The 21,490-nt window shown below is 40.3% G+C and carries 16 protein-coding genes; 15 read left to right on the top strand and 1 reads right to left on the bottom strand.

Translation table 11 applies throughout. The features are described from left to right. Position 1 precedes the first annotated feature (1 nt). Genes BACINT_RS12745 through BACINT_RS12735 form a run of 3 tightly spaced genes read left to right on the top strand, consistent with a single transcriptional unit; the run spans position 2 to position 1,898 of the window. Positions 2 to 1,114, top strand: coding sequence for a GNVR domain-containing protein (locus BACINT_RS12745; RefSeq protein ID WP_007663715.1), 1,113 nt, complete (start codon positions 2 to 4; stop codon positions 1,112 to 1,114). Then, the gene (locus tag BACINT_RS12740; protein WP_007663714.1) at positions 1,090 to 1,437 is read left to right on the top strand and encodes a UpxY family transcription antiterminator; all 348 of its coding nucleotides are present in this window, start codon (positions 1,090 to 1,092) and stop codon (positions 1,435 to 1,437) included. The genes BACINT_RS12745 and BACINT_RS12740 overlap by 25 nt, the downstream gene beginning before the upstream one ends. Further along, positions 1,437 to 1,898, top strand: a complete 462-nt coding sequence (locus BACINT_RS12735) for a WbuC family cupin fold metalloprotein (protein WP_007663712.1) — start codon at positions 1,437 to 1,439, stop codon at positions 1,896 to 1,898. The genes BACINT_RS12740 and BACINT_RS12735 overlap by 1 nt, the downstream gene beginning before the upstream one ends. On the opposite strand, the gene BACINT_RS12730 is transcribed toward BACINT_RS12735, so the two are convergent. Next, positions 1,895 to 3,106 (bottom strand): ROK family transcriptional regulator, encoded by a 1,212-nt coding sequence (locus tag BACINT_RS12730; RefSeq protein WP_044155235.1) that lies wholly within the window; start codon positions 3,104 to 3,106, stop codon positions 1,895 to 1,897. The genes BACINT_RS12735 and BACINT_RS12730 overlap by 4 nt on opposite strands. Before the next feature lie 378 nt (positions 3,107 to 3,484). On the opposite strand from BACINT_RS12730, the gene BACINT_RS12725 reads away from it, so the two are divergent. The 12 genes from BACINT_RS12725 (at position 3,485) to BACINT_RS12670 (ending at position 21,481) form a co-directional block, all read left to right on the top strand. After that, positions 3,485 to 4,579 carry a DUF4434 domain-containing protein gene (locus BACINT_RS12725; protein ID WP_007663705.1) on the top strand — a complete coding sequence of 365 codons (1,095 nt, stop codon included), beginning with the start codon at positions 3,485 to 3,487 and terminating at the stop codon, positions 4,577 to 4,579. Between the two features lie 2 nt (positions 4,580 to 4,581). After that, positions 4,582 to 5,982 carry a sugar porter family MFS transporter gene (locus BACINT_RS12720; RefSeq protein ID WP_007663702.1) on the top strand — a complete coding sequence of 467 codons (1,401 nt, stop codon included), beginning with the start codon at positions 4,582 to 4,584 and terminating at the stop codon, positions 5,980 to 5,982. Between the two features lie 24 nt (positions 5,983 to 6,006). Beyond that, positions 6,007 to 7,527: an ADP-ribosylglycohydrolase family protein gene (locus BACINT_RS12715; protein ID WP_007663700.1), complete on the top strand. Its 1,521-nt coding sequence runs from the start codon at positions 6,007 to 6,009 to the stop codon at positions 7,525 to 7,527. Between the two features lie 84 nt (positions 7,528 to 7,611). Further along, entirely contained in the window at positions 7,612 to 8,787 is a 1,176-nt protein-coding gene (locus BACINT_RS12710) for a n-acyl-d-glucosamine 2-epimerase (protein WP_007663698.1), read from the top strand. Positions 8,788 to 8,824: 37 nt separating this feature from the next. Further along, positions 8,825 to 11,935, top strand: coding sequence for a SusC/RagA family TonB-linked outer membrane protein (locus BACINT_RS12705; protein WP_044155026.1), 3,111 nt, complete (start codon positions 8,825 to 8,827; stop codon positions 11,933 to 11,935). Between the two features lie 12 nt (positions 11,936 to 11,947). Then, positions 11,948 to 13,522: a RagB/SusD family nutrient uptake outer membrane protein gene (locus tag BACINT_RS12700; protein ID WP_007663695.1), complete on the top strand. Its 1,575-nt coding sequence runs from the start codon at positions 11,948 to 11,950 to the stop codon at positions 13,520 to 13,522. A 15-nt stretch (positions 13,523 to 13,537) separates the two neighbouring features. Beyond that, positions 13,538 to 14,956 (top strand): DUF5018 domain-containing protein, encoded by a 1,419-nt coding sequence (locus BACINT_RS12695; RefSeq protein ID WP_007663692.1) that lies wholly within the window; start codon positions 13,538 to 13,540, stop codon positions 14,954 to 14,956. Positions 14,957 to 15,025: 69 nt separating this feature from the next. Next, positions 15,026 to 16,699, top strand: a complete 1,674-nt coding sequence (locus BACINT_RS12690; RefSeq protein ID WP_007663690.1) for a DUF4434 domain-containing protein — start codon at positions 15,026 to 15,028, stop codon at positions 16,697 to 16,699. Positions 16,700 to 16,932: 233 nt separating this feature from the next. Beyond that, positions 16,933 to 17,967, top strand: a complete 1,035-nt coding sequence (locus tag BACINT_RS12685; protein ID WP_007663689.1) for a glycerophosphodiester phosphodiesterase family protein — start codon at positions 16,933 to 16,935, stop codon at positions 17,965 to 17,967. A 5-nt stretch (positions 17,968 to 17,972) separates the two neighbouring features. Further along, positions 17,973 to 18,962: a metallophosphoesterase family protein gene (locus BACINT_RS12680; protein ID WP_007663688.1), complete on the top strand. Its 990-nt coding sequence runs from the start codon at positions 17,973 to 17,975 to the stop codon at positions 18,960 to 18,962. A 21-nt stretch (positions 18,963 to 18,983) separates the two neighbouring features. Beyond that, the gene (locus tag BACINT_RS12675) at positions 18,984 to 20,369 is read left to right on the top strand and encodes a DUF4434 domain-containing protein (RefSeq protein ID WP_052302195.1); all 1,386 of its coding nucleotides are present in this window, start codon (positions 18,984 to 18,986) and stop codon (positions 20,367 to 20,369) included. 5 nt (positions 20,370 to 20,374) lie between these two features. Next, entirely contained in the window at positions 20,375 to 21,481 is a 1,107-nt protein-coding gene (locus BACINT_RS12670; protein WP_007663685.1) for an SGNH/GDSL hydrolase family protein, read from the top strand. The last annotated feature ends 9 nt before the right edge of the window (positions 21,482 to 21,490 follow it).

The following is a 21,490-nucleotide window of genomic DNA, read 5'->3' as shown; positions in this document are numbered from 1 at the left end:
TATGAGTGAAGAAAACAAACTGAATACAACTCCTCAACAGCCGGAAGAACAAGAGATCGATTTAATAGAACTTGCTCAAAAGGTGTGGGCAAGTAGGAAACTGGTTTTCAAGGCGTGTGGATATGCTGTGTTGGTGGGACTGGTTGTAGCATTCAGCATCCCGAAAGAATACTCTACAAGTGTGACGTTAGCACCAGAGACTGGTGGTAAGTCGGGTGGAGGTAGTATGGGGGCATTAGCGGCTATGGCAGGTATCAGTTTAGGTGCTTCCAGTGGTGAAGATGCTCTTTCACCGGAACTCTATCCTGATATTGTAAGTTCCACTCCCTTTCTGATTGAACTTTTTGATGTAAAGGTGAAGGATCAGAAAGATAAGATTGATACAACACTTTATGCCTATTTGGACGAGTATCAGCGTGGACCTTGGTGGGGAGCCATCACTTCAGCTCCTTTTAAAGCATTGGGTTGGGTGATATCTTTGTTTAAAGATAAAGAAGAAGAAGGTGTCGCTGCTAAAACAGATCCATTCAGATTAACCAAAGATGAAGCTGCAATTGCAACTGCCTTGAGCAAACGTATTTCTGTTTCTGTAGATAAGAAAACAGGTGTTACGACTTTGTCGGTTACTATGCAGGATCCTTTAATTTCAGCTTCATTGACAGATACGGTAATGCGTTGCCTGCAGAACTATATCACGGATTATCGGACCAATAAGGCGCGTCATGATTTAGCTTTTACAGAGAAGCTCTATAAGGAGGCTAAAGATAATTATACTGCTGCACAGTCAAAGTATGCATCTTTTGTTGATGCTAATCAAAATATAATTTTGTTAAGTTATCGTGCTGAACAAGAACGCTTGCAAAATGAAATGAATTTAGCATATAATGTGTATACTCAGGTTGCTCAACAATTACAGATGGCCAAGGCCAAGGTGCAGGAAATTACTCCGGTGTACACCGTTGTACAGCCGGCATCAGTTCCTTTGCGTCCGGCGAAACCCAATAAAGTAATGATTCTTATCGGTTTTATTTTCTTAGCTGGAGTAGGTAGTGTAGGTTGGATTTTATTTGTAAAGGATTTATTAAAAGGATGGAAAAAGCAAACAACAATATGATGATGGATGAAAATGCGCGTTGCTGGTATATTGTATATACGGCACCGAGATTGGAACGTAAATTGATGCAGCATTTAAATGTTGCAGGGTATAAGACTTTTTGTCCTATGCAAACAATATATGTAAACTGGGATGGGAAAATGAAGGAGATTATTGTTCCTTTTTTCTCAGGTTGTGTTTTTGTAGAAGGAGATTTGAAGGATATAGCTCCTGTTGTAGCATCTCAGAAAGCCGCTTTTTTAGTGGGTACTGATGGCAAAGAACTTTCTATTGTATCGGATAAAGCAAACCTTTCAAGTAAGTTTGCTCAATTGTTGAAGTAATGATAAAGCTGATTTCGGAAGAACTATTGGACGGGGTAACTCATGATGCTCAGGAGAATTCTCGTTTACGAATGAATTATAATTTTCATGAGTCTTTAGATGCACCTATTCACCGTCTTCTTAATGCCTTGGAGCCGGGAACTTATCTCCCTCCTCATCGTCATGTGGATAAGGAAGAAACTTATATTGTTCTGCGCGGAAGTCTGATAGCGTTTTTCTATGATGATATGGGCAATGTGACGGAAAAAGTAAATCTGAATCCATCAGCTGGAATGTATGGAGTGGAAATCCCTTCAGGTACTTGGCATAGCATTGTAGTTTTAGAGTCTGGTACTGTTATCTTTGAAATAAAGAGTGGTCCTTATAAGCCACTTCCACCAGAAGATGTTGCGCCATGGGCACCTGCACCTTCCGATGTGGAAGGAGCGACTATATTTATGAAACGAATGTTGGAGGTCTAGTTTGTACCTTCAAACATTCGACTTCGTGCCAACATGCATGCCCCAACAATACCCGCCTTGTCTTTTAACTTAGAGGTTGTAATGACTGAGTCTTTATTGACGAGGTTTAGAGAATACTTTCGTACTGCTGTTCTGATGGGTTGGGTAATGTAATCTTCAGTCAGAGATAATGTTCCTCCGATTATTACTAATTCGGGATTGAAGATATTTATAAGTCCTGCTATTTGTTTACCTAATTTTTGCCCTATCTCTTCTACAATTTCAATACATAAGAGGTCTTCTTTATTCACCGCAGCTATAATTTCATCCAGTGTTATTGGAGTTTCCATATTTACCCGGTTGGATAAAATCGAATTTTCTCCTTTTAGTATCCGTTCCAGCAGAGTACGATGTAATGCAGATCCGGAAGCTTCTGTTTCCAAACAACCTTTTTTGCCACAATGGCAAATAATCTCATTGTCAAATGTATTCACATGTCCAAACTCTCCGGAAAATCCTGACTTTCCTTTATAAATTTTTCCGTCTATAATGATTCCGATTCCTAATCCCCAACTGACATTAACGAAAATAATATCTTTCTCTCCTTTTACACATCCTTGCATATATTCTCCGTATGTCATGGCGCGTGTATCATTATCAATCGTTACAGGATAGCCGAGTCTTTCACTTAATACATCTGCGAGGGGACGTTCTTCAAAATTAAACTGACTGAAACTATATCCCGATTCAGGATTTACTCTTCCTGATACGTTTACATTAATATTCAATATCTTTTCCGTATCTATCGGGAGCTTTTTTATGAAATTGAGAATCAGATTGCAAAGTTCGTTCATTCCCTCTAAGGAGTTTTCAAAATTATAAGGTATATCCATTTTAAGTTCTACCATATCGCCTTTGAAATTTATTAATCCAATATTGATAGAGAATTTCTTAATGTCTACTCCTATGAAATAGCCTGATTTGGGGTTTAGTCCATATAAGTTAGGATGTCTTCCTCCGCTTGTTTCCAGTTTGCCATAATCGTTTATGTATCCTTCGTCATACATTTCTCCAATTAGCTTAGTAACTGTAGGAACACTTAAATCCAGTTCTTTTGAAAGATCAGGAATTGTCGAACTACCATTATATATATAATAGGTAATAATCCTTTTTTTAATGAGGGCATTTTTAGACCCCATTTCTATTTCTTTTAAAAACTGCTGATACATATATCTTGTTAATTTCATTATTTACCACAAAGATAATTAATATTTTTATTAACCTCAATCTTTTATAATGGAAAAGAAAGTATTTGTTCTTTTATGATTCAATTTATGCTTAGTATATTAAGCTTTATCCCACCTCGTTTTTTATATTTAGTTCGTATTCATTTCTCTTTTTTCTTTATTAAGGGCTAAAAATAAGGCATGATTTAATTAAATACTAATGAAAATGAGATTTTAATAATAAAATAATTTATTATCTATTGTTTATTTAATAAATATATCTATATTTGCATTGTATTATAAACAAGAAACGTTTTATAATAATAAAACTTAAACACGCATTCAATAGGTTAACATATATAATATACAGAAAGGAATACTATGAAAACAAGTAACCGCAGAGAATTTTTAAAGAAAGTCGCTTTAACAGGAGCTTCCGCTTTGGTAGCTCCTGGACTGCTGGCCACTGAAGCAATGGAGAGCACTTCATTTGCTTCAATACAGAAAAGCGATGCTGGTCGGCTTATTATTCCTAAAGAGAATGGGTTAAAGATTACCGGGACTTTTTTAGATGAAATATCACATGATATTCCTCATCAAAATTGGGGCGAAAAAGAATGGGATCAAGATTTCCGGCACATGAAAAATATAGGAATTGATACTGTTATCATGATCCGTTCCGGCTATCGTAAGTTTGTCACCTATCCTTCTAAATATTTATTGGGTAGAGGATGTTATATGCCCTCTGTTGATTTAGTAGACATGTACCTTCGCTTAGCGGAAAAATATCAGATGAAGTTTTATTTTGGTCTGTATGATTCCGGAAAATATTGGGATACGGGTGATTTGTCATGGGAGATTGAAGATAACAAGTATGTGATCGATGAAGTCTGGAATCAATATGGTGAAAAATATAAGAGTTTTGGTGGCTGGTATATAAGTGGTGAGATCAGTCGTAAAACCAAGGGGGCTATTGATGCTTTTCGTGCAATGGGAAAACAATGTAAGGATGTGTCTGGTGGTTTACCTACTTTTATTTCTCCTTGGATTGATGGAAAGAAGGCTGTGATGGGGACTGATAAGTTAACTAAGGAAGATGCTGTTTCAGTTCAGGAACACGAAAGAGAATGGAATGAAATATTTGATGGAATCCATGAAGTGGTTGATGCATGTGCTTTTCAAGATGGGCACATTGATTATGATGAATTAGATGCCTTCTTTACAGTAAATAAAAAGCTGGCAGATAAATATGGAATGAAATGCTGGACGAATGCGGAGACATTCGATCGTGATATGCCTATAAATTTCTTGCCGATCAAGTTTGATAAGCTTAGGATGAAATTGGAAGCTGCAAAGAGAGCTGGCTATGATAAAGCCATTACGTTTGAATTTTCTCACTTTATGAGTCCGCAATCTGCTTATTTGCAGGCGGGACATCTGTACAATAGATATAAAGAATACTTTAATATAAAATAGAAATGAAGTCGACAATTAATTTAGGCTATTTAGTTTTTCTTTCAGTAGTAGCGGCCTTGGGCGGTTTCTTATTTGGATATGACACTGCTGTTATCTCCGGTACTATTGCTCAAGTAACAGAACAGTTTCGACTGGATGCCTTACAACAAGGATGGTATGTAGGCTGTGCACTGGTTGGTTCTATTATCGGAGTACTTTTTGCAGGCATTTTGAGCGATAAGTTCGGACGAAAATTTACTATGATCCTTTCAGCTATTTTGTTTTCCACATCCGCCATTGGCTGTGCTGTATCTGTGGATTTTAATCAATTGGTTGTCTATCGGATTATAGGTGGTGTCGGGATAGGTGTTGTTTCTATCATCTCTCCGCTCTATATTTCGGAGCTTGCTGTGGCTCAGTATCGTGGACGCTTGGTTTCCTTGTACCAGTTAGCGGTTACGATTGGATTTTTAGGTGCTTATCTTGTGAATTATCAGCTTTTGGGATATTCCACGAGCAATCCTGATATTGTTACAGGGTGGTGGAGCCTGATATTTGTAACAGAAGTCTGGAGAGGAATGTTAGGTATGGAGATATTGCCCGCTTTATTGTTCTTTATCATCATATTCTTCATACCCGAAAGTCCGCGCTGGTTGATATTGAAAGGGAGAGAAGAAAAGGCTACTAATATTCTTGAGAGAATTTATACCTCTTCTAAGGATGCTTTATTTCAATTGGCAGAGACTAAATCTGTACTATCATCCGAGTCTAAATCTGAATGGAAGCTCTTGTTGCAACCTGGTATAAGGAAAGCTGTTATTATCGGTGTATGTATTGCTATGTTGGGACAGTTTATGGGTGTGAATGCCGTTTTATATTATGGACCTTCTATTTTTGAAAATGCAGGTTTATCCGGAGGTGATTCTTTATTCTATCAGGTTTTAGTGGGATTGGTGAATACATTGACTACTGTATTGGCTCTTGTTATTATTGATAAAATAGGACGTAAAAAGTTGGTTTATTATGGCGTATCAGGTATGGTAATTTCTTTAATACTGATTGCAACTTACTTTATTTATGGTGAGTCCTGGGGTATCTCCAGCATTTTCCTTTTAGTATTTTTCCTTTTCTATGTATTTTGTTGTGCCGTGTCTATATGTGCTGTGGTATTTGTGCTTCTTTCTGAAATGTACCCGACTCGGGTGCGTGGATTTGCCATGTCCATTGCCGGCTTTGCGTTATGGATAGGTACATACTTGATTGGGCAGTTAACCCCCTGGATGCTCCAGAATCTTACCCCCGCCGGAACATTCATTCTGTTTGCAATCATGTGTGTACCCTATATGCTGATTGTTTGGAAACTTGTTCCCGAGACCACAGGAAAGTCTTTGGAAGAGATTGAACGCCATTGGATGAAAAAATAAAAATTGACCTTAATATTATATATAATGAAGATTAGAAATTATTTATTGAGTAGCTGTCTTATAGCAGCATTGTGTTCGTGCGGTACTTCTCAAAAGGAGAACCTGAACCTCACCCTATCGAAAGACACGCTATTCGATAAGGTAAAGGGAGCTTGGGCCGGACAAATCTTAGGATGTACCTATGGTGGTCCAACAGAGTTTCAGTATTTGTCAACCATAATTCCTGATTCTGTGGTTATGCCATGGGGAAATGGGGAAATTAAGAAATGGTTTGATGGTGGAGGTGGTCTTTATGATGATGTTTACGTAGATCTGACATTTGTAGAGACCTTTGAAAGATGTGGATTGGATGCTCCTGTCGATTCTTTTGCGGCAGCATTCTTGGCTAAAGAATATCCGTTGTGTCATGCAAACCAACAGGCTCGCTATAACCTGTTGCAAGGTTTGTCCCCTCACGCCAGTGGATATTGGAAAAATAACCCTCATGCCAATTGCTTGGATTTTCAGATTGAAGCTGACTTTGCAGGTATTATGTCGCCGGGTATGGTGAATAGTGCAGTGGATTTTTGTGACCGTATCGGACATATCATGGCTTACGGTGATGGATGGTATGGTGGAGTATACGTGGCTGCCATGTATTCTTTGGCTTATGTAAGCGATGATATTGAATACATCGTTACGGAAGGTTTGAAAGCAATCCCTCAGCAAAGTCGCTTCTATGCATGCATGACTGATGTTATAAACTGGCACAAACAATATCCGGATGATTGGAAAAAGTGCTGGGAAGAGATTGAAAAAAAATGGGGGACTAATGATATTGCCTGTCCAGATGGTATTGAAGTACCTTTTAATATTGAAACCTATGTAAACGGAGCCTATATTATTTTGGGACTGCTCTACGGTCAGGGCGATTTTGAAAAAACAATTGATATTTCTACACGTGCAGGACAAGATTCCGACTGTAATCCGGCTTCTTCTGGAGGTATTTTGGGGACCATGCTTGGTTATAATCGCCTTCCGGAGAAATATAAGGCCGAAATAGTAATTGTTGAAGATATGCCTTTCAATAATACTGTGAGTTTTAATAAAGGTTCTGAGTTGAGTTACGGGCAGGCTTTACAGATGATAGAAAGAGAAGGTGGAAAAGTTGGTGAGAATGAAGTTAAGATCAACTTTCAGAAGCCAGTTCCTGCAAAATTGGAAATTAGTTTTGAAGGTTTAAAACTCGATAAGAAGGTGACTGTAGATAATTGGATTGCTAACTTTTCGACTGTGGAGTTCGACGGTATAGGGGCTGTTATTAAGGGGGAACTTAAGGGTGATAATGTTTCTGAAGATTATGTTGCAGAATTAGAGGTTTATTTTAATGATAAACTGGTGGAAATATGCAAGTTACCGTTGAAGTATAACCATCGCAAACATGAGCTCTTTTTTAATTATGAGCAGCCTTACGGAAAATATAAAGTGACTTGTAAATGGACTAATCCAGTGAAAGGAGCAGATATTTGGGTAAGAGACGTCATTACTTATACAACAGATAAATAGGTATAAATATATTGAGAGACCGGTTTATATGCATGCCGGATAAAAAACGTTTCCAGTCTCTCATCTTAAAAAAATAATAGAATTATGGATTTGAAGAAATTAACGGATCAGTACAAGGATGAACTGTTGGATAATGTTCTTCCTTTCTGGTTAGAACATTCCCAGGATCACGAATATGGTGGGTATTTTACCTGTCTGGACCGGAAAGGGAATGTTTTTGACACAGACAAATTTATTTGGTTACAGGGCCGGGAAGTATGGTTGTTTTCGATGCTTTATAATAAGGTAGAGAAACGCCAGGAATGGTTGGACTGTGCTATTCAGGGAGGTGAGTTTCTGAAAAAATATGGTCATGATGGAAATTATAACTGGTATTTTTCTCTTGATCGTACAGGACGTCCTTTGGTGGAACCTTATAACATATTCTCATATACCTTTGCTGTAATGGCATTTGGACAGCTCAGCCTGGCTACGGGAAATCAAGAGTATGCGGATATAGCGATGAAGACTTTCGATATTGTACTATCGAAGACTGGCAATCCTAAGGGAAAATGGAATAAGCTTTATCCGGGTACACGTGAGTTGAAGAATTTTGCTTTGCCGATGATCCTATGTAATTTGGCTATGGAAATAGAGCATTTGCTGGATAAGGGTTGTCTGGAAAAGACGATGGAAGTATGCATCCATGAAGTTATGGAAGTTTTCTATCGTCCGGAACTTGGAGGCATTATTGTAGAGAATGTTCTGGCAAATGGAGAACTTTCCGATTCTTTCGAAGGACGCCAGGTTACTCCGGGCCATGATATTGAGGCAATGTGGTTTATTATGGACCTAGGGAAACGTCTGAACCGTCCGGATCTGATTGAAAAGGCGAAGAATATAACTTTGACGATGCTTGATTATGGTTGGGACAAAGAATTTGGCGGTATCTACTATTTCATGGATCGTAAAGGATGTCCACCTCAACAATTAGAATGGGATCAGAAATTGTGGTGGGTTCATATTGAAACTCTGATTTCATTGCTCAAAGGTTATCAACTGACCGGAGATAAGCAATGTCTTGATTGGTTTGAAAAGGTACATGAATATACATGGAGCCATTTCAAAGATAATGAATATCCGGAATGGTATGGTTATCTGAATAGAAGAGGTGAGGTGTTATTGCCTCTAAAAGGTGGAAAGTGGAAAGGCTGTTTTCATGTTCCGAGAGGGCTTTACCAATGCTGGCAAATATTAGAAGATATAACTAAGAATGTATGAAACGAGAATACAATTCCTAATTTTAAATTTTAGTAATATGAAAAACAAGTATCTTTGTTTGCTATTTTTATTATTCTCTTTGCTGAGTATGAGTGCACATGCTCAAATTAAGGTAGAGGGTAATGTGTTTGATGAGAATGACATTCCATTGATTGGCGTATCCGTTGTAACCGAAGGAGGAAAGACGGGGGCTATAACTGATGTAAACGGTCATTTCTCGATTATGGTACCTAATGCTAATGCGCATTTGACTTTCTCTTATGTGGGCTATATCACTCAGAAGTTGCCACTGAAAGGAAAAAAACTTCTGAAAGTGATAATGAAGGAAGATGCTAATTTGTTAGATGAAGTTGTAGTAGTAGGCTACGGTACACAGAAGAAAATAAATGTGACCGGTGCTATTGCACAAGTGGACAATAAGGAACTGAAGATGGCACCGAGCGGAAGCCTTTCCGGTATGCTGGCCGGCCGTTTGCCCGGTTTGATTTCCAAACAGAGCAGCGGACAGCCAGGAGCCGATGGGGCTAACTTGTACATCCGTGGTAATGGTGCCGGAGATGGCAGTCCATTGATTGTTATTGATGGCGTTATTACTGATTACTTTCCATCATTTTCTCCTGACGAAGTAGAATCTATTACTATTTTGAAAGATGCGACTGCTGCAGCTGTTTATGGTGTGCGTGCTGCTGCTGGTGTGATTCTTATTACGACGAAACGTGGTGCTGTTCAAAAGCCTACCGTAACGTATAACGGATCACTTACATTGAGTCAGAATACTGATTTTCCGAAATTCCTGAATGGACCGGATTATGCCTATTGGTATAATAAGGCTCAGCTTTTGGATGGAGTTGCGGAGGAAAACCTGAGATTTTCACCTGAAGAAATAGACCGCATTACCAACCCGGGAGAGAATGAGCACATCTATGGAAATACAGACTGGTTTGATTTGTTATTCCGTAATACAGCTCCTACCTATACAAACAATGTTTCTGTTTCCGGTGGTACGGAAAAAATTAAGTTCTTTGCTTCGGTTGGTGCATACAATCAGGAAGGTATCATTAAACGTACTTCTTATGATAAGTATAATTTTCGCTCTAATATGGATGCAAAGATTACTGATAACTTCGATTTGTCTCTTGATTTATCCGGTTATGTTTCCGAGCAAGATGAACCGGGTGCTTCTGCAGGTGTAGGTTCTTATGCTTCTATTTTCCAGCAGGCATTGTTGTCATATCCTTACTTGAAACCTTATACGGCTGATGGAATGCCTATAGCCAGTATAAATACGGCTGGTAATGGAAATAACAACCCTATTGCAGCACGAGATTTGTCTGGTAATAATAACGTAAAGAAGACATATTTCCAGGGTAATATTGCCATGAAGTATCAGTTACCTTTTGTGAAAGGACTATCTGTTAAGTTGAATGCTTCTTATCTGAAGAATTATACTATGCAGAAGAAGTACTTCTTAACTTATGATGTGTACGGTTGGAACCAGACTACCCGGCAAGGTAATGTAGAGACTGGTAGAATCGCTAATAAAGTTTCTTTGAATCAGTGGTTTACAGAAAGTGAAGGTTATACAATTCAACCTGCTCTTGAGTACTCAAACAAATTTGGTAAGCATGCCGTATCCGGATTATTCTTGTATGAATTTTCCAGAACAGACCAGTCCAGTATGTCTGCCGGTAGAACGGATTTTCCTATAACTGATATCATGGATTTGAACTATGGACTTGAGGTGAATAAAGATTTGGTGAAAGGCGGACACAGTCAGGCTAAACGCGCCGGCTATGTAATTCGTCTGAACTATTCTTATGATGATAAGTATTTGTTGGAGTTCACCAGTAGAATTGATGCTTCTACAGCACTTCCCAAGAAATACAGATGGGGTGTGTTCCCGGGTGTTTCGGTAGGATGGAGACTTTCTCAGGAGGACTTCTTTAAAGAAGCCGTTCCTTTTATGGAAAACCTGAAGATTCGCGCATCTGTAGGACGTTTGGGTAGCGATCGTGCCATTAGCAATACGATGACTTATTTCTCTACAGCCAGTTTATCAGCTGACCCGACTGTATTATTCGGTACCAGTCCTCAGAAATATTTGGGATTGAGCAGTCCGGTAAATCCTCTTTTGAAGTGGCAGTTGACTGATACTTATAATATTGGTATCGAATCCAGCATGTGGAATGGTTTATTGGGTGTTGAATTAGATGTGTTCTATATGAAGACCACCCGTTCATTGGAGTCTCAGTCAGCCAACTTCCCGCCGTCGTTGGGATCTTACTATCCGACATATATCAATTATGGTTCTCATGATAACCGTGGTTTTGAGCTCGTATTGTCTCATAATAATCAGATTAGAGATTTTACTTATCGCGTAAGAGGTAATCTTTCTTGGGCTCGTAATAAAGTGTTGAAAATGACGGAAGATGCCAATGTGCCTGATTATAAACGTGCTACTGGTGGCCCGATGGGAAGATACTGGGGATTTGTTGCAGATGGTTTATTCCAGTCGGAAGAAGAAATAGCCCATAGCGCTGTTTTCGGTCCGACATTACCCGGTGATATCAAGCTGAAAGATATTAATGGCGATGGTAAGATTACTTGGGATCAGGATATGGTTCCAATTGGTCGTAGCAATACACCGGAAATGATGTTTGGTTTGAATCTGGGTGCTGAATGGAAAGGTTTTGATTTTAATATGCTGTTGCAAGGCGCCGCTCTGTTTGATGTAAATTTATGCGGATTGTATAGTAGTGGAATTCGTGATGATACATTCTATACGCGTCCTTTCTATGCTGATGGAAACACTCCTTATTATTTGGTGGAAGGTGCTTGGCGTCCCGATCATACCGATGCTAAATATCCCCGTTTAGGAATCGATTCGAGATCAAATGGTGGAAAATTCTCTTCCTGGTGGGTAGTAGACGGTTCTTATGTGCGTCTGAAGTCTATTCAGTTGGGATATACCATACCAAAGAAATGGAGTAAAAAGGCTGGCTTTGAAAGAATTCGTGCTTATGTGGCTGGTGGTAATCTGTTTACTTTATCCCATCTGGAGCACATGGACCCTGAAATGCCAAGTGTAAATCAGGGATACTATCCTCAACAGCGTACGTATGAATTTGGATTAAATGTAACTTTCTAAAAAACTAATACAATGAAATCAGTAAATAAGATATTAACAATATTTGCTTCTGCTTGCTTCACGCTGAGTAGTTGTGATATTGATCCTGTTCTGACAAGTAGTTATCCTGACGATATCACTTGGTCGAATGAAACAAATCTGCAATTGTATATTAATGGCTTTTATTCTTTGATCGGAGGATATTATTCAATCACTGATGATGCATGTGCTGACCTTTTGAAAGCCAATAATCCGGTTGCCAATACTAATTTGTTTGTATTCGGTTCTACTCCTATTACTTCTGCCAGTAATCTTTTTGATAACTGGAATAATAGGCATTCCTGGCAATTGACTTGTTGCCGTGCCTTGGAAGGATTGGAAAAACACCGTGAAAACTTTACCGAGGAGGTAGCCAAACGCGCAGAGGCGGAATTCCGTTTTTTCCGTGCTGTGGCTAATTTCGATTTGGCGAAACGTTATGGAGCCAGTTTTATCCTGTACAAGCAGTTGCCTGAACTTGGACAAAAGGATCATGCACGTTGTACGCCCGATGAATGCTGGGATTTCATAGCAGAAGACTTGGACTTTGCTGCTAAAAATTTACCTCTGAGAGGTACTGTAGAGGCCGGTAAGTTGACAAGTGGTGCAGCCTATGGAATGAAAGCTCGTGCTATGCTTTATGCTGAACGTTGGAAAGATGCTTCCGATGCTGCTGCCGAATTGAAAAAGCAAGGGTATGAATTGTATGAGGATTATGGAAAGTTGTTCTTAAATAGAAGAGCGAAACCGGTTGCAAATAATGAAAGTGTCATAGAGTTCGGCTATGTTTATGAAACGTTGGATTATTCTTTTGATTATTTCAATTGTCCGCCCAGTGATGGAGGTTATGCTGAAATCAGTCCGACAGAAACATTGGTATCAGCTTATCAGATGGCTGATGGTAAAGAGTTTGACTGGAATAATCCGGAAATGGCTGCCAATCCCTATGAAGGCCGTGAACCACGTTTCTATGCTTCCATACTTTATAACGGTTGTCAATGGAAAGGAGAAACACTTTATACATACGAAGGTAGTGTGGATGGTTATGGCTTAGGTGGTGGCACTACTTGTACAGGCTACTATATGCGTAAGTTGTTTGATCCGGAAATTAGTAAAAGCCAAATGCGTAGAACTGACTTGACTTTCTATTACATGCGCTATGCTGAAGTTTTATTGATTTATGCTGAAGCAATGGCAATGCAAGATAAACTTACTGAAGCATTGGAAGCATTGAATGAAGTGAGAGACAGAGTTGATTTGCCGGCAGTATCTGCCAGTACAAAGACTGAATTCATGAAACTTCTCCGTCACGAAAGAATGGTAGAGTTAGCTTTTGAAGGACATCGTTTTTGGGATCTCCGCCGTTGGGGGCTGGCAACTACAGTCCTGAATGGTACTCACATGGAAGGAGTGAAGCCGACAAAAGTAGGCGACGGATATGAATACGATGTTGTGGATTGTGATGCTGGTAAAACGCGTGTTTATCTGGAAAAATACAACCGTTTCCCTATTCCTATTGCAGAAATTCAGCAGAACTCTGCTTGTGAACAGTTTGATGAATGGAAATAATTAAAAAATGAAACTATGAAAATACTTAATAGAATTGCAGCAACAGCGTGTTTGTTTGGGGCAGTGCTCTTAGTTTCCTGTGAGTCTCCTGACTTGAGTACAGCACATGAAAGCCAAGTAAATGGTCTACTTAATGTAACCATTCAGATACCTGATAATCCGACGGAGTTTTATGCTACCAAGAAAGGTCCTTATGAAGAGGGAGAAGAAATTACGGTGAAAGTTCCTACCACGGATGAGGACCCGCTCGATGTAAGCCGTCTGATTTGTACTGTAAGTGTGGAACATAATTGCTATGTTGTTCCGGGAGTTGGAGGTGAAATGGATTTCACTGAACCTTATAAAATAACAGTAATCGATGCATTGGGCAATCGTCATAACAATACGATTCGTGTCGTACCGACACCGCCTAAAACCAAGTTCTCCAAAGTGTGGGAAAAGAACTGCACCGATTTGGGACTAGCAAGCCGCAACAATACAGGCTTGGCAATATACGGTCAATATCTGGCAGTTCAGGAATACAATGGTCCTATCTACCTGTATGACATGAAGACGGGAGCAGCGGTTAAGACTATAGATGCAGCAAGATCGTTTATGATGAAGGCTCGTACGGATGATGCCGGTCACTTGATTACTTCCCGTGAAAATATTTACGGTGCAGGTTTCATGGTCTTCTATTATTCTGAAGCAGATCAGGAACATAAGTTACTGCTTGACTATACTGCCGGTGATGGTTGCCCGGGAGATTTGGGGTATAACATGAATGTAGCGGGTGATGTAACCAGCGGTACAGCTTATATTTATGGTACAGGGCCTAATGATATGACTATTTATTATTGGAAATTACAGGATGGTCAGTTAGTGACTCCTGCCAATCAGCCTAATAAACTACGTTACGGACCGGCCGGAAGTTCTTGGACTGCCGCACCTGCCATACAGCGTGTTTCATTGGCCGATGATTCAGATCATTACATCAGTTATACGAAGTGGGTAAATGGAAATAGTGATGAGGCTTTGAAGAGTCGCTTCAATATCTTTACGACATCCATGGAGGTTACGGCCTTGAATGCTGCCGACCATGAATACCGTTTGCTTGGCTTCAATGTGTTTAAGGTGGAAAATGATACCTATTTGGCACTCAATGACCAAGGTGCTGACCAATGGGCTGGTGGTGGTGCTACCCTCAAGGTATTCGACATTACCAATACTTCTAAGATGGAACTGGGACCGGACGATGACGGATATAGTGACTTCTGTGTATTTACAAGCGATATGTCCGCATGGGGGCAGAATTACTTTAGCTGGGGAGACGTTGCTGTCTACAAAGAAGTAACCTCAACCGGGTATGACGTGTACATTGCAACCTCTGTTGTTGGCTTTGATTTATCACAGTCTATTGTAAGAATGTATAAGATGAGTTATTTCCGTCAATAATACACATTGATTAATTCAAATCGGGAGTGCCGCTAATCCGGCGGCACTCTCTTTTAAAACTAATGCCTTATGAAAACAACTGCTATATTGGTAAGTCTGTTCTGTTTTATTTTGACTTCCTGTGGAAGTGATGATCATAACGGAGGAGGAAACGATCAGGATGGTGACTATAACCTGAAAGAAGAGATACGCAAAGTATTGAATAGCACGAAAGCTACTAAAAATATTAACCCTTTCGATGAATTAGGGTGCGAAATTTATCGTACTGGTCCTACCAGTGCCGAAGAACCTACCAAAGCCACTATTGACTATGACTTAGGTGATGACTATAAAGAAGGAGTAGGAAGCTTTAAGCTGAAATACAGTTTTTCCGGTAAACCTATGACTTCAAATCCTGAGTATGTCTATTTCGAAGAAACATGGGGAGATTATCGCCCCGACTTGTCTTTTTATCCTTTGGGACTTTCTATTTGGGTAAAAGGCCAAAAAGGTAACAAAGGTGTTTTCCGCTTCATCATTATGGAAGATGAGAAGCAATTCAATGCCGACAAACCGCATGACAGTACACGTAAGAGATGGCAATATTATGCTTTCGAAGACGAAGAAATATTATCCAAAGAAGGCTGGAACCGTTTGGTTATGCCCTACAGTGCGTTCAAATTGTATAAAAAGGGCCAGGGGGCTACGGCTGACGGCTTATTGCTAAACCGTTTTGAGGGATTCCGGATTGAAATCGTAAATACGAAACATGAAGTCTGCACCGGTGAAGTAGGTATCGATGCGTTGGAGCAATTGACTTCTTATGAGCTGAAAAACGGTAAGCCCAAGTTCTCCAGCATTTTTGTACAATTGAATACCGCCTATGTCAACGAAGACTGGGATAAACAGTTTCAGGATAGCCGTGCCATCGGCATTGATACTTGGATTATCCAGTATGTGGAACAGTTTACAGACGGAGAAAATACTAGTATTTCGTTCTATAAGAATACCAATATGCCTTGGATTACCGAGAAGTATGACTTTGTAGACAAAATGTTCGAGGCTGCCGAACGCAATGGCATAAAACTGATTGTAGGCCTTTACCCCGGTGATTACAGTAAAACAAATACGGCATCACCGGAGAAATATAATCTCAATTTGGAGAGAAATAAGATGGTGTTCGATGAGGTGTATGAACAATTTGGCAATCACCCTTGCCTTGAAGGTTGGTATATAACCGAAGAATTTCATGATGGTTCTTATCCTGTAGGCTGGCAGCAAGAACCCTCTTTATCCATGTTGGCTAAGTATCTTGAAGGAGTGGCTTCTTATATTAAGACCAAATCGGATAAGCCCGTTTCTATCGCTCCGGCTTTATGGAGAGGTATGCCGGCCGATCTTTGCGGGCAATGGTTTGGACGGATCTTCGCTCAGACGCCCAATATTGATTATTTATACATTCAGGATCTTGGCGGACGCTGTCTGGTGGATGTGGATGTAGACCTGCCTAATTGGTTTGCTGAGATTAAAAAAGCATGTGATGCCAACGGCGTACATTTTGGTGTTGATATAGAATCATTCCAGAGTTGCTGGTGTCCGAATGTCCCTTATCGGGAAAAGAACTGGAGTGAACTAAAGGAGCAATTATTCGTAGCAGGGTTGTTTACCGAATATATCACGAATTTCAGTTGGGTTACTTTTAAGAAGGGTACAAACAATTATACAAGTTATAAAAAGTACCTGGAAGACAATGGACTTTTGTAAATAATGAAGACTCTAATACCCGAAGGTGTAGTGGTAAACTGAAAAGGGCTACACCATAAGGGCGAAAGGGTGTAGCTATCCGAGCAAAAGGGTGTAGCCTTAACACTGAAAGGGTGTAGCCCGTTTAAATAATCGCTACGACTATGTGTGAACGGGATAAGTAGACGGAATTTATTATTGCGGATATAAATAACGATTTTATGGATGTGTATATTTGTTATTGATAGAATAGGATGAAAAATGCAATCTTTATAGCAGGAATGCTTCTTAGCTCCTTCGTCATGAGGGCCGGAGATATTTCGAAGTATGTGTTGGATAATTATCTGATTCCCGTGGGGCAGTCGGGGAGTGCAGTGGGTCGGATATATCCCACACCCTCCAATGTTTGTTTGCTGAGTGATACTTCTTCTCTTTTCCGGATTGATCTTAAAGAGAAATCAATCTGTCTGAAAAAGAATAAGGCATTATCAGCAGGGCAGACGAGTTATAGATACGGCATAACCCTTTTGATTGACGGGCAGCAGTGTGAGTTTGAATTATTGAAAGACGGCTTCAGCAAGAACAGAGTGGTGGCTCATCGGGGTGCCTGGAGACAGAAAGGGGTGTTGCAAAATTCAGTTCGTTCTTTTCAGAATGCGGTGGAATTGGGATGTCAGGGATCTGAAATGGATGTCTGGTTAACTGCCGACAATAGAGTTATTCTTTCCCATGATCCGCATGTATATGGATTGGAAGTTGAAAATATCACCTCATTGCAGTTGTTTCAACAAACGATTAATAAGAAAGACCCGGTGCCTTCACTTCAGGAGCTCTTGATAGCTGCAAGGGCGCAGAATAGTACCCATCCTATTATTGAAATAAAAGATTCCCAGAAAGGGTTGGAGCGTACGTTACAGTTGACAGACTCTGTGGTGAGTATTGTTCATCGCATGAAAATGCAGGGGTATGTGGAATATATCAGTTTCAATTATGAAGTCTTGAAACGTATCCGTGAACTGGATCCTACAGCCAGAACTCTTTACTTATGGGAAGGTAAGAAGGAACTGAAGGACCTGGTGAACGACCGCATCTCAGGAATTGATTATTCTTACTATGCATACAGGCAAGATAAGAACCTGACTCAAAAAGCCAGGGAAGCCGGTTTACTTACCAATGTCTGGACGGTGAATAGTGCGGAAGAGTTGCAACAATATTATTTGTTGGGAGTAGACTATATTACTACAGATGAACCTGAATTATTATTGAAGATTATAGATAGTTTAAAATAAAAGATATGATGTGTAAGAAAATAGCTTTATGCTTAATGGTATTATTTAATGCTCTTACGGTTTGGGGCCAGAAAGAAGTATTGAAGTTCAATCGTGACGGCAAGTTTAAGATTGTACAGTTTACGGATGTTCATTATAAATATGATGATCAGGCAAATTCACAAATATCTCTGGATCGTATTAACGAAGTATTGGATGCTGAACGTCCTGATTTCGTCATGTTTACGGGAGATGTGGTTGTTTCCAATGAAGCTTTCAAAGGGCTGGACATTGTTTTGGAGCCTTGCATCAGACGCAATATTCCGTTTGGAGTGGTATTTGGCAATCATGATGATGAGTATGATCGCACCCGGGTGGAATTGTATGATTATCTCTCGCAAAAGAAAAACAGTATGATGCCTGCCCGTGGGGGCGAAGTCGCCCCCGATTATGTTTTGACGGTGAAGTCGTCAAAGGATAAGAATAAAAATGCGGCTCTTTTATATTGCATCGATTCTCATGCATACACGCAGATAAAGTCAGTACCCGGATATGACTGGATTAAGTTTGACCAGATTGCTTGGTACAGAAATCAAAGTAAGGAATTTACGAAGCAGAATAATGATATTCCTCTTCCTGCATTGGCTTTTTTCCATATTCCCATACCCGAATACAAAGATGCTGTGATGGAAGATAAAAACAGATTGTTCGGAGTGAGAGGTGAAGGAGTTGCTTGCCCTACCACTAATTCAGGTCTGTTTACTTCTATCAAAGAGTGTGGTGACGTCATGGGAACATTTGCCGGCCACGATCATAACAATGATTATGCAGTTATATATAAGGAGGTGCTATTGGCTTACGGGCGTTATACAGGTGGAAATACGGTGTACAATAATTTGGCTAACGGTGCCCGTGTAATCATATTGCAGGAGGGAGAACGCAAGTTCGATTCCTATATTCGTCTGACTGGTGGCGAGACGGAATCACGGATTTCTTATCCGGGTAGTTTTAACTAATTCTAATTTAAAAAGATGATTATGAAACGTACTTTTTTACTTCTTTTTTCTTTGTTCAGTCTGGTGAGTATGCAGGCAGAGAATAAAGTGAGCTTAACTTTAATACCTCCGGGAAAAATCACCAATAAGGTCGATCTGGATATCCGCGGTGGTATTGTGAACGAAAGTGCTTCACAACAGACTTATCAGGTAGCTTTGTATTGGAATAAAGAGAATAAGGATGCACTGTTATACGAAACGGTTGTGACAATCCCTGCCGGAAAGGCCGAAACGGTGAAGGTGGTTATACCTACCAAGGATCGGGTGGGAAAGAATAAAGTGATCTTCAAGGTAGCCAATGAAGATAAGACCTGTCGGAAGACAAAGGATATAGAAGTGATTGAATCGGACATTCGCTCTATCCAACAGATATCCGGTGCCTGGACGGGCATCTATCACTGGAGTGAAATCGAAGGAAAACATTGGAATCAGGATATCAAGAAGATGACCGACGATCAGTGGAGAGAGTTGATTCGTTCCATGAATAAGCTGGAAATGAATATGGTGGTTATACAGGAAGTTTTCCGTAATGAAGAATATGTAGGCAAACATACTACCAATGTGGATAACTATGTAGGTAAAGCCTTCTATCCTTCCAAACTGTATCCCGGCCGTATGGAACTTACAGCCAAAGATCCGATTGAGGCCATCCTGACGGAAGCCGATAAACAGGGCATGAACGTACTGATGGGAGTGGGTATGTTTGCTTGGTTCGACTTTACCCCCGAATCTTTGGAATGGCACAAGCGGGTGGCTAAAGAACTGTGGGATATGTATGGTCACCATGAATCCTTTTATGCTTTCTATGTGTCCGAAGAGAGTGGCGGTGGTCTGGATAACTGGGAACAACGCCCCGAAATGCGTAAAAAGAGAAAAGACGATATTGTGAATTTCTTCAAAGAGTTTAAGGCTTACTGTAACGGATTTGCACCGGACAAACCGATCATGTTGGCTACCAACAGTTTTGAAGTTCCCAACGGAATGGATACGTATCCGGCACTTATGGAACATCTGGATATCTTGTGTCCATTCGGATTTGCCCGTATGCCGGATGGTGATCTGACCGGTAAGGAAGCGGCTAACATGTTGCAGAAAGTTTGTGATGAGGCTAAAGCTCATTTGTGGTTCGACCTGGAAGTATTCCTGTTCAATCCAGATAACTCCCTCTATCCCCGTCCGGTAGAAGAAATCATCCGTGACCTGAACCTGTTTGATAACTTTGAGAAGATTCTTTGCTATCAGTTCCCGGGTGTATTCAATGATCCGAAGATGTCTATCCGTGTGGGCGAAGCACGCACTATCGACTTGTTCAACGGATACATGAAATACCTGAAAGAATTGAAAGCTAAAAATAAGAAACGTAAATAAGGAAAATGATGAAACGTTATTGTCTATATCTGTTTATCCTGATAGGGATAAGTTGTTCTGCGGAACTGAAAGCTCAAAGAAACGGAACTGTTTATAAAGGGAATGATCCTGCCGTGCGGTATACCGGCAGAACATTGGTTTCCTCCGATGGTTCGGTAGCTTTCGACTGGGTAGGTACTTATCTGGAAACCCGTTTTACTGGTGGAAGGCTGTCAGTGAAAGTTTCTGAAACAGGAACGAGTTATTATAATGTATTTGTTGATGGCAAACTGCATAAAGTCGTGAAAGTATGCGGAACGGATACATTGATCCATCTGGTATCGGGCATAGATAAGCGCATTCATAGTTTGAAGATACAGAAACGTTCCGAAGGTGAATTCGGCAAGACAACTATCCATCAGTTTGTCTTGTCCGGTTCGGGACGCCTGGCGGAAGAGCCGGCAGTACGCACACGGCATATCGAGTTTATCGGAAACTCGCTTACCTGCGGATATGGCACAGACGGGAAACATCGCGATGAGCCTTTCCTGGTGGAGACGGAAAATTGTAATCTCACATTTGCCTCTATGGTAGCCCGTTATTATGATGCGGACTATACACTGATTGCCCATTCCGGTAGAGGAGCCGCTCGCAATTATGGTGATTCGGTACGCGTGTCGAAGGTTACGATGAAAGACCGGATGCTGAATACCTTTGACGAAGACCTTACTCATAAATGGAATTTTAAGGGATATCTTCCGGATCTGGTAGTTATCAATTTAGGTTCCAATGATTTCTCAACGGAGCCCCATCCTTACAAAAGCGAATTCACCAAAGCATACAAACAGATCCTTGCACAACTGCGTGAGCATTATGGAGATATTCCCATATTGTGCATTTACCCTGTAGCTATGCAAGCTCCTGTATTCAGTTATTATGAAGCGATAATAAACGAAGTGAATGATCCGAAAGTCTTTCTACTGAAACTGGATAAGAACCTCTATAACCGGACTACCGACCTAGGGGCTGCATGGCATCCCGGATATTCGGGACATAAGAAGATGGCGATGTGGATAATTCCTTATATCTCAACGATTATGGGCTGGGATCTGACGGATAAAGTGATTGAGTAAAGCCCGAAA

The organism is Bacteroides intestinalis DSM 17393, assembly GCF_000172175.1.
GTDB classification, from domain to species: Bacteria; Bacteroidota; Bacteroidia; order Bacteroidales; family Bacteroidaceae; genus Bacteroides; species Bacteroides intestinalis.
This window is presented reverse-complemented; position numbering and strand designations above follow the sequence as displayed.

What these genes read in the sequence shown, in the direction of transcription:
- BACINT_RS12670 (WP_007663685.1), top strand. Translation starts at nt 20,375, where the DNA reads ATGATGAAACGTTATTGTCTATATCTGTTTATCCTGATAGGGATAAGT.
- BACINT_RS12735 (WP_007663712.1), top strand. Translation starts at nt 1,437, where the DNA reads ATGATAAAGCTGATTTCGGAAGAACTATTGGACGGGGTAACTCATGAT.
- BACINT_RS12690 (WP_007663690.1), top strand. Translation starts at nt 15,026, where the DNA reads ATGAAAACAACTGCTATATTGGTAAGTCTGTTCTGTTTTATTTTGACT.
- BACINT_RS12680 (WP_007663688.1), top strand. Translation starts at nt 17,973, where the DNA reads ATGATGTGTAAGAAAATAGCTTTATGCTTAATGGTATTATTTAATGCT.
- BACINT_RS12740 (WP_007663714.1), top strand. Translation starts at nt 1,090, where the DNA reads ATGGAAAAAGCAAACAACAATATGATGATGGATGAAAATGCGCGTTGC.
- BACINT_RS12720 (WP_007663702.1), top strand. Translation starts at nt 4,582, where the DNA reads ATGAAGTCGACAATTAATTTAGGCTATTTAGTTTTTCTTTCAGTAGTA.
- BACINT_RS12715 (WP_007663700.1), top strand. Translation starts at nt 6,007, where the DNA reads ATGAAGATTAGAAATTATTTATTGAGTAGCTGTCTTATAGCAGCATTG.
- BACINT_RS12695 (WP_007663692.1), top strand. Translation starts at nt 13,538, where the DNA reads ATGAAAATACTTAATAGAATTGCAGCAACAGCGTGTTTGTTTGGGGCA.
- BACINT_RS12705 (WP_044155026.1), top strand. Translation starts at nt 8,825, where the DNA reads ATGAAAAACAAGTATCTTTGTTTGCTATTTTTATTATTCTCTTTGCTG.
- BACINT_RS12745 (WP_007663715.1), top strand. Translation starts at nt 2, where the DNA reads ATGAGTGAAGAAAACAAACTGAATACAACTCCTCAACAGCCGGAAGAA.
- BACINT_RS12710 (WP_007663698.1), top strand. Translation starts at nt 7,612, where the DNA reads ATGGATTTGAAGAAATTAACGGATCAGTACAAGGATGAACTGTTGGAT.
- BACINT_RS12675 (WP_052302195.1), top strand. Translation starts at nt 18,984, where the DNA reads ATGAAACGTACTTTTTTACTTCTTTTTTCTTTGTTCAGTCTGGTGAGT.
- BACINT_RS12725 (WP_007663705.1), top strand. Translation starts at nt 3,485, where the DNA reads ATGAAAACAAGTAACCGCAGAGAATTTTTAAAGAAAGTCGCTTTAACA.
- BACINT_RS12685 (WP_007663689.1), top strand. Translation starts at nt 16,933, where the DNA reads ATGAAAAATGCAATCTTTATAGCAGGAATGCTTCTTAGCTCCTTCGTC.
- BACINT_RS12700 (WP_007663695.1), top strand. Translation starts at nt 11,948, where the DNA reads ATGAAATCAGTAAATAAGATATTAACAATATTTGCTTCTGCTTGCTTC.
- BACINT_RS12730 (WP_044155235.1), bottom strand. Translation starts at nt 3,106, where the DNA reads ATGTATCAGCAGTTTTTAAAAGAAATAGAAATGGGGTCTAAAAATGCC.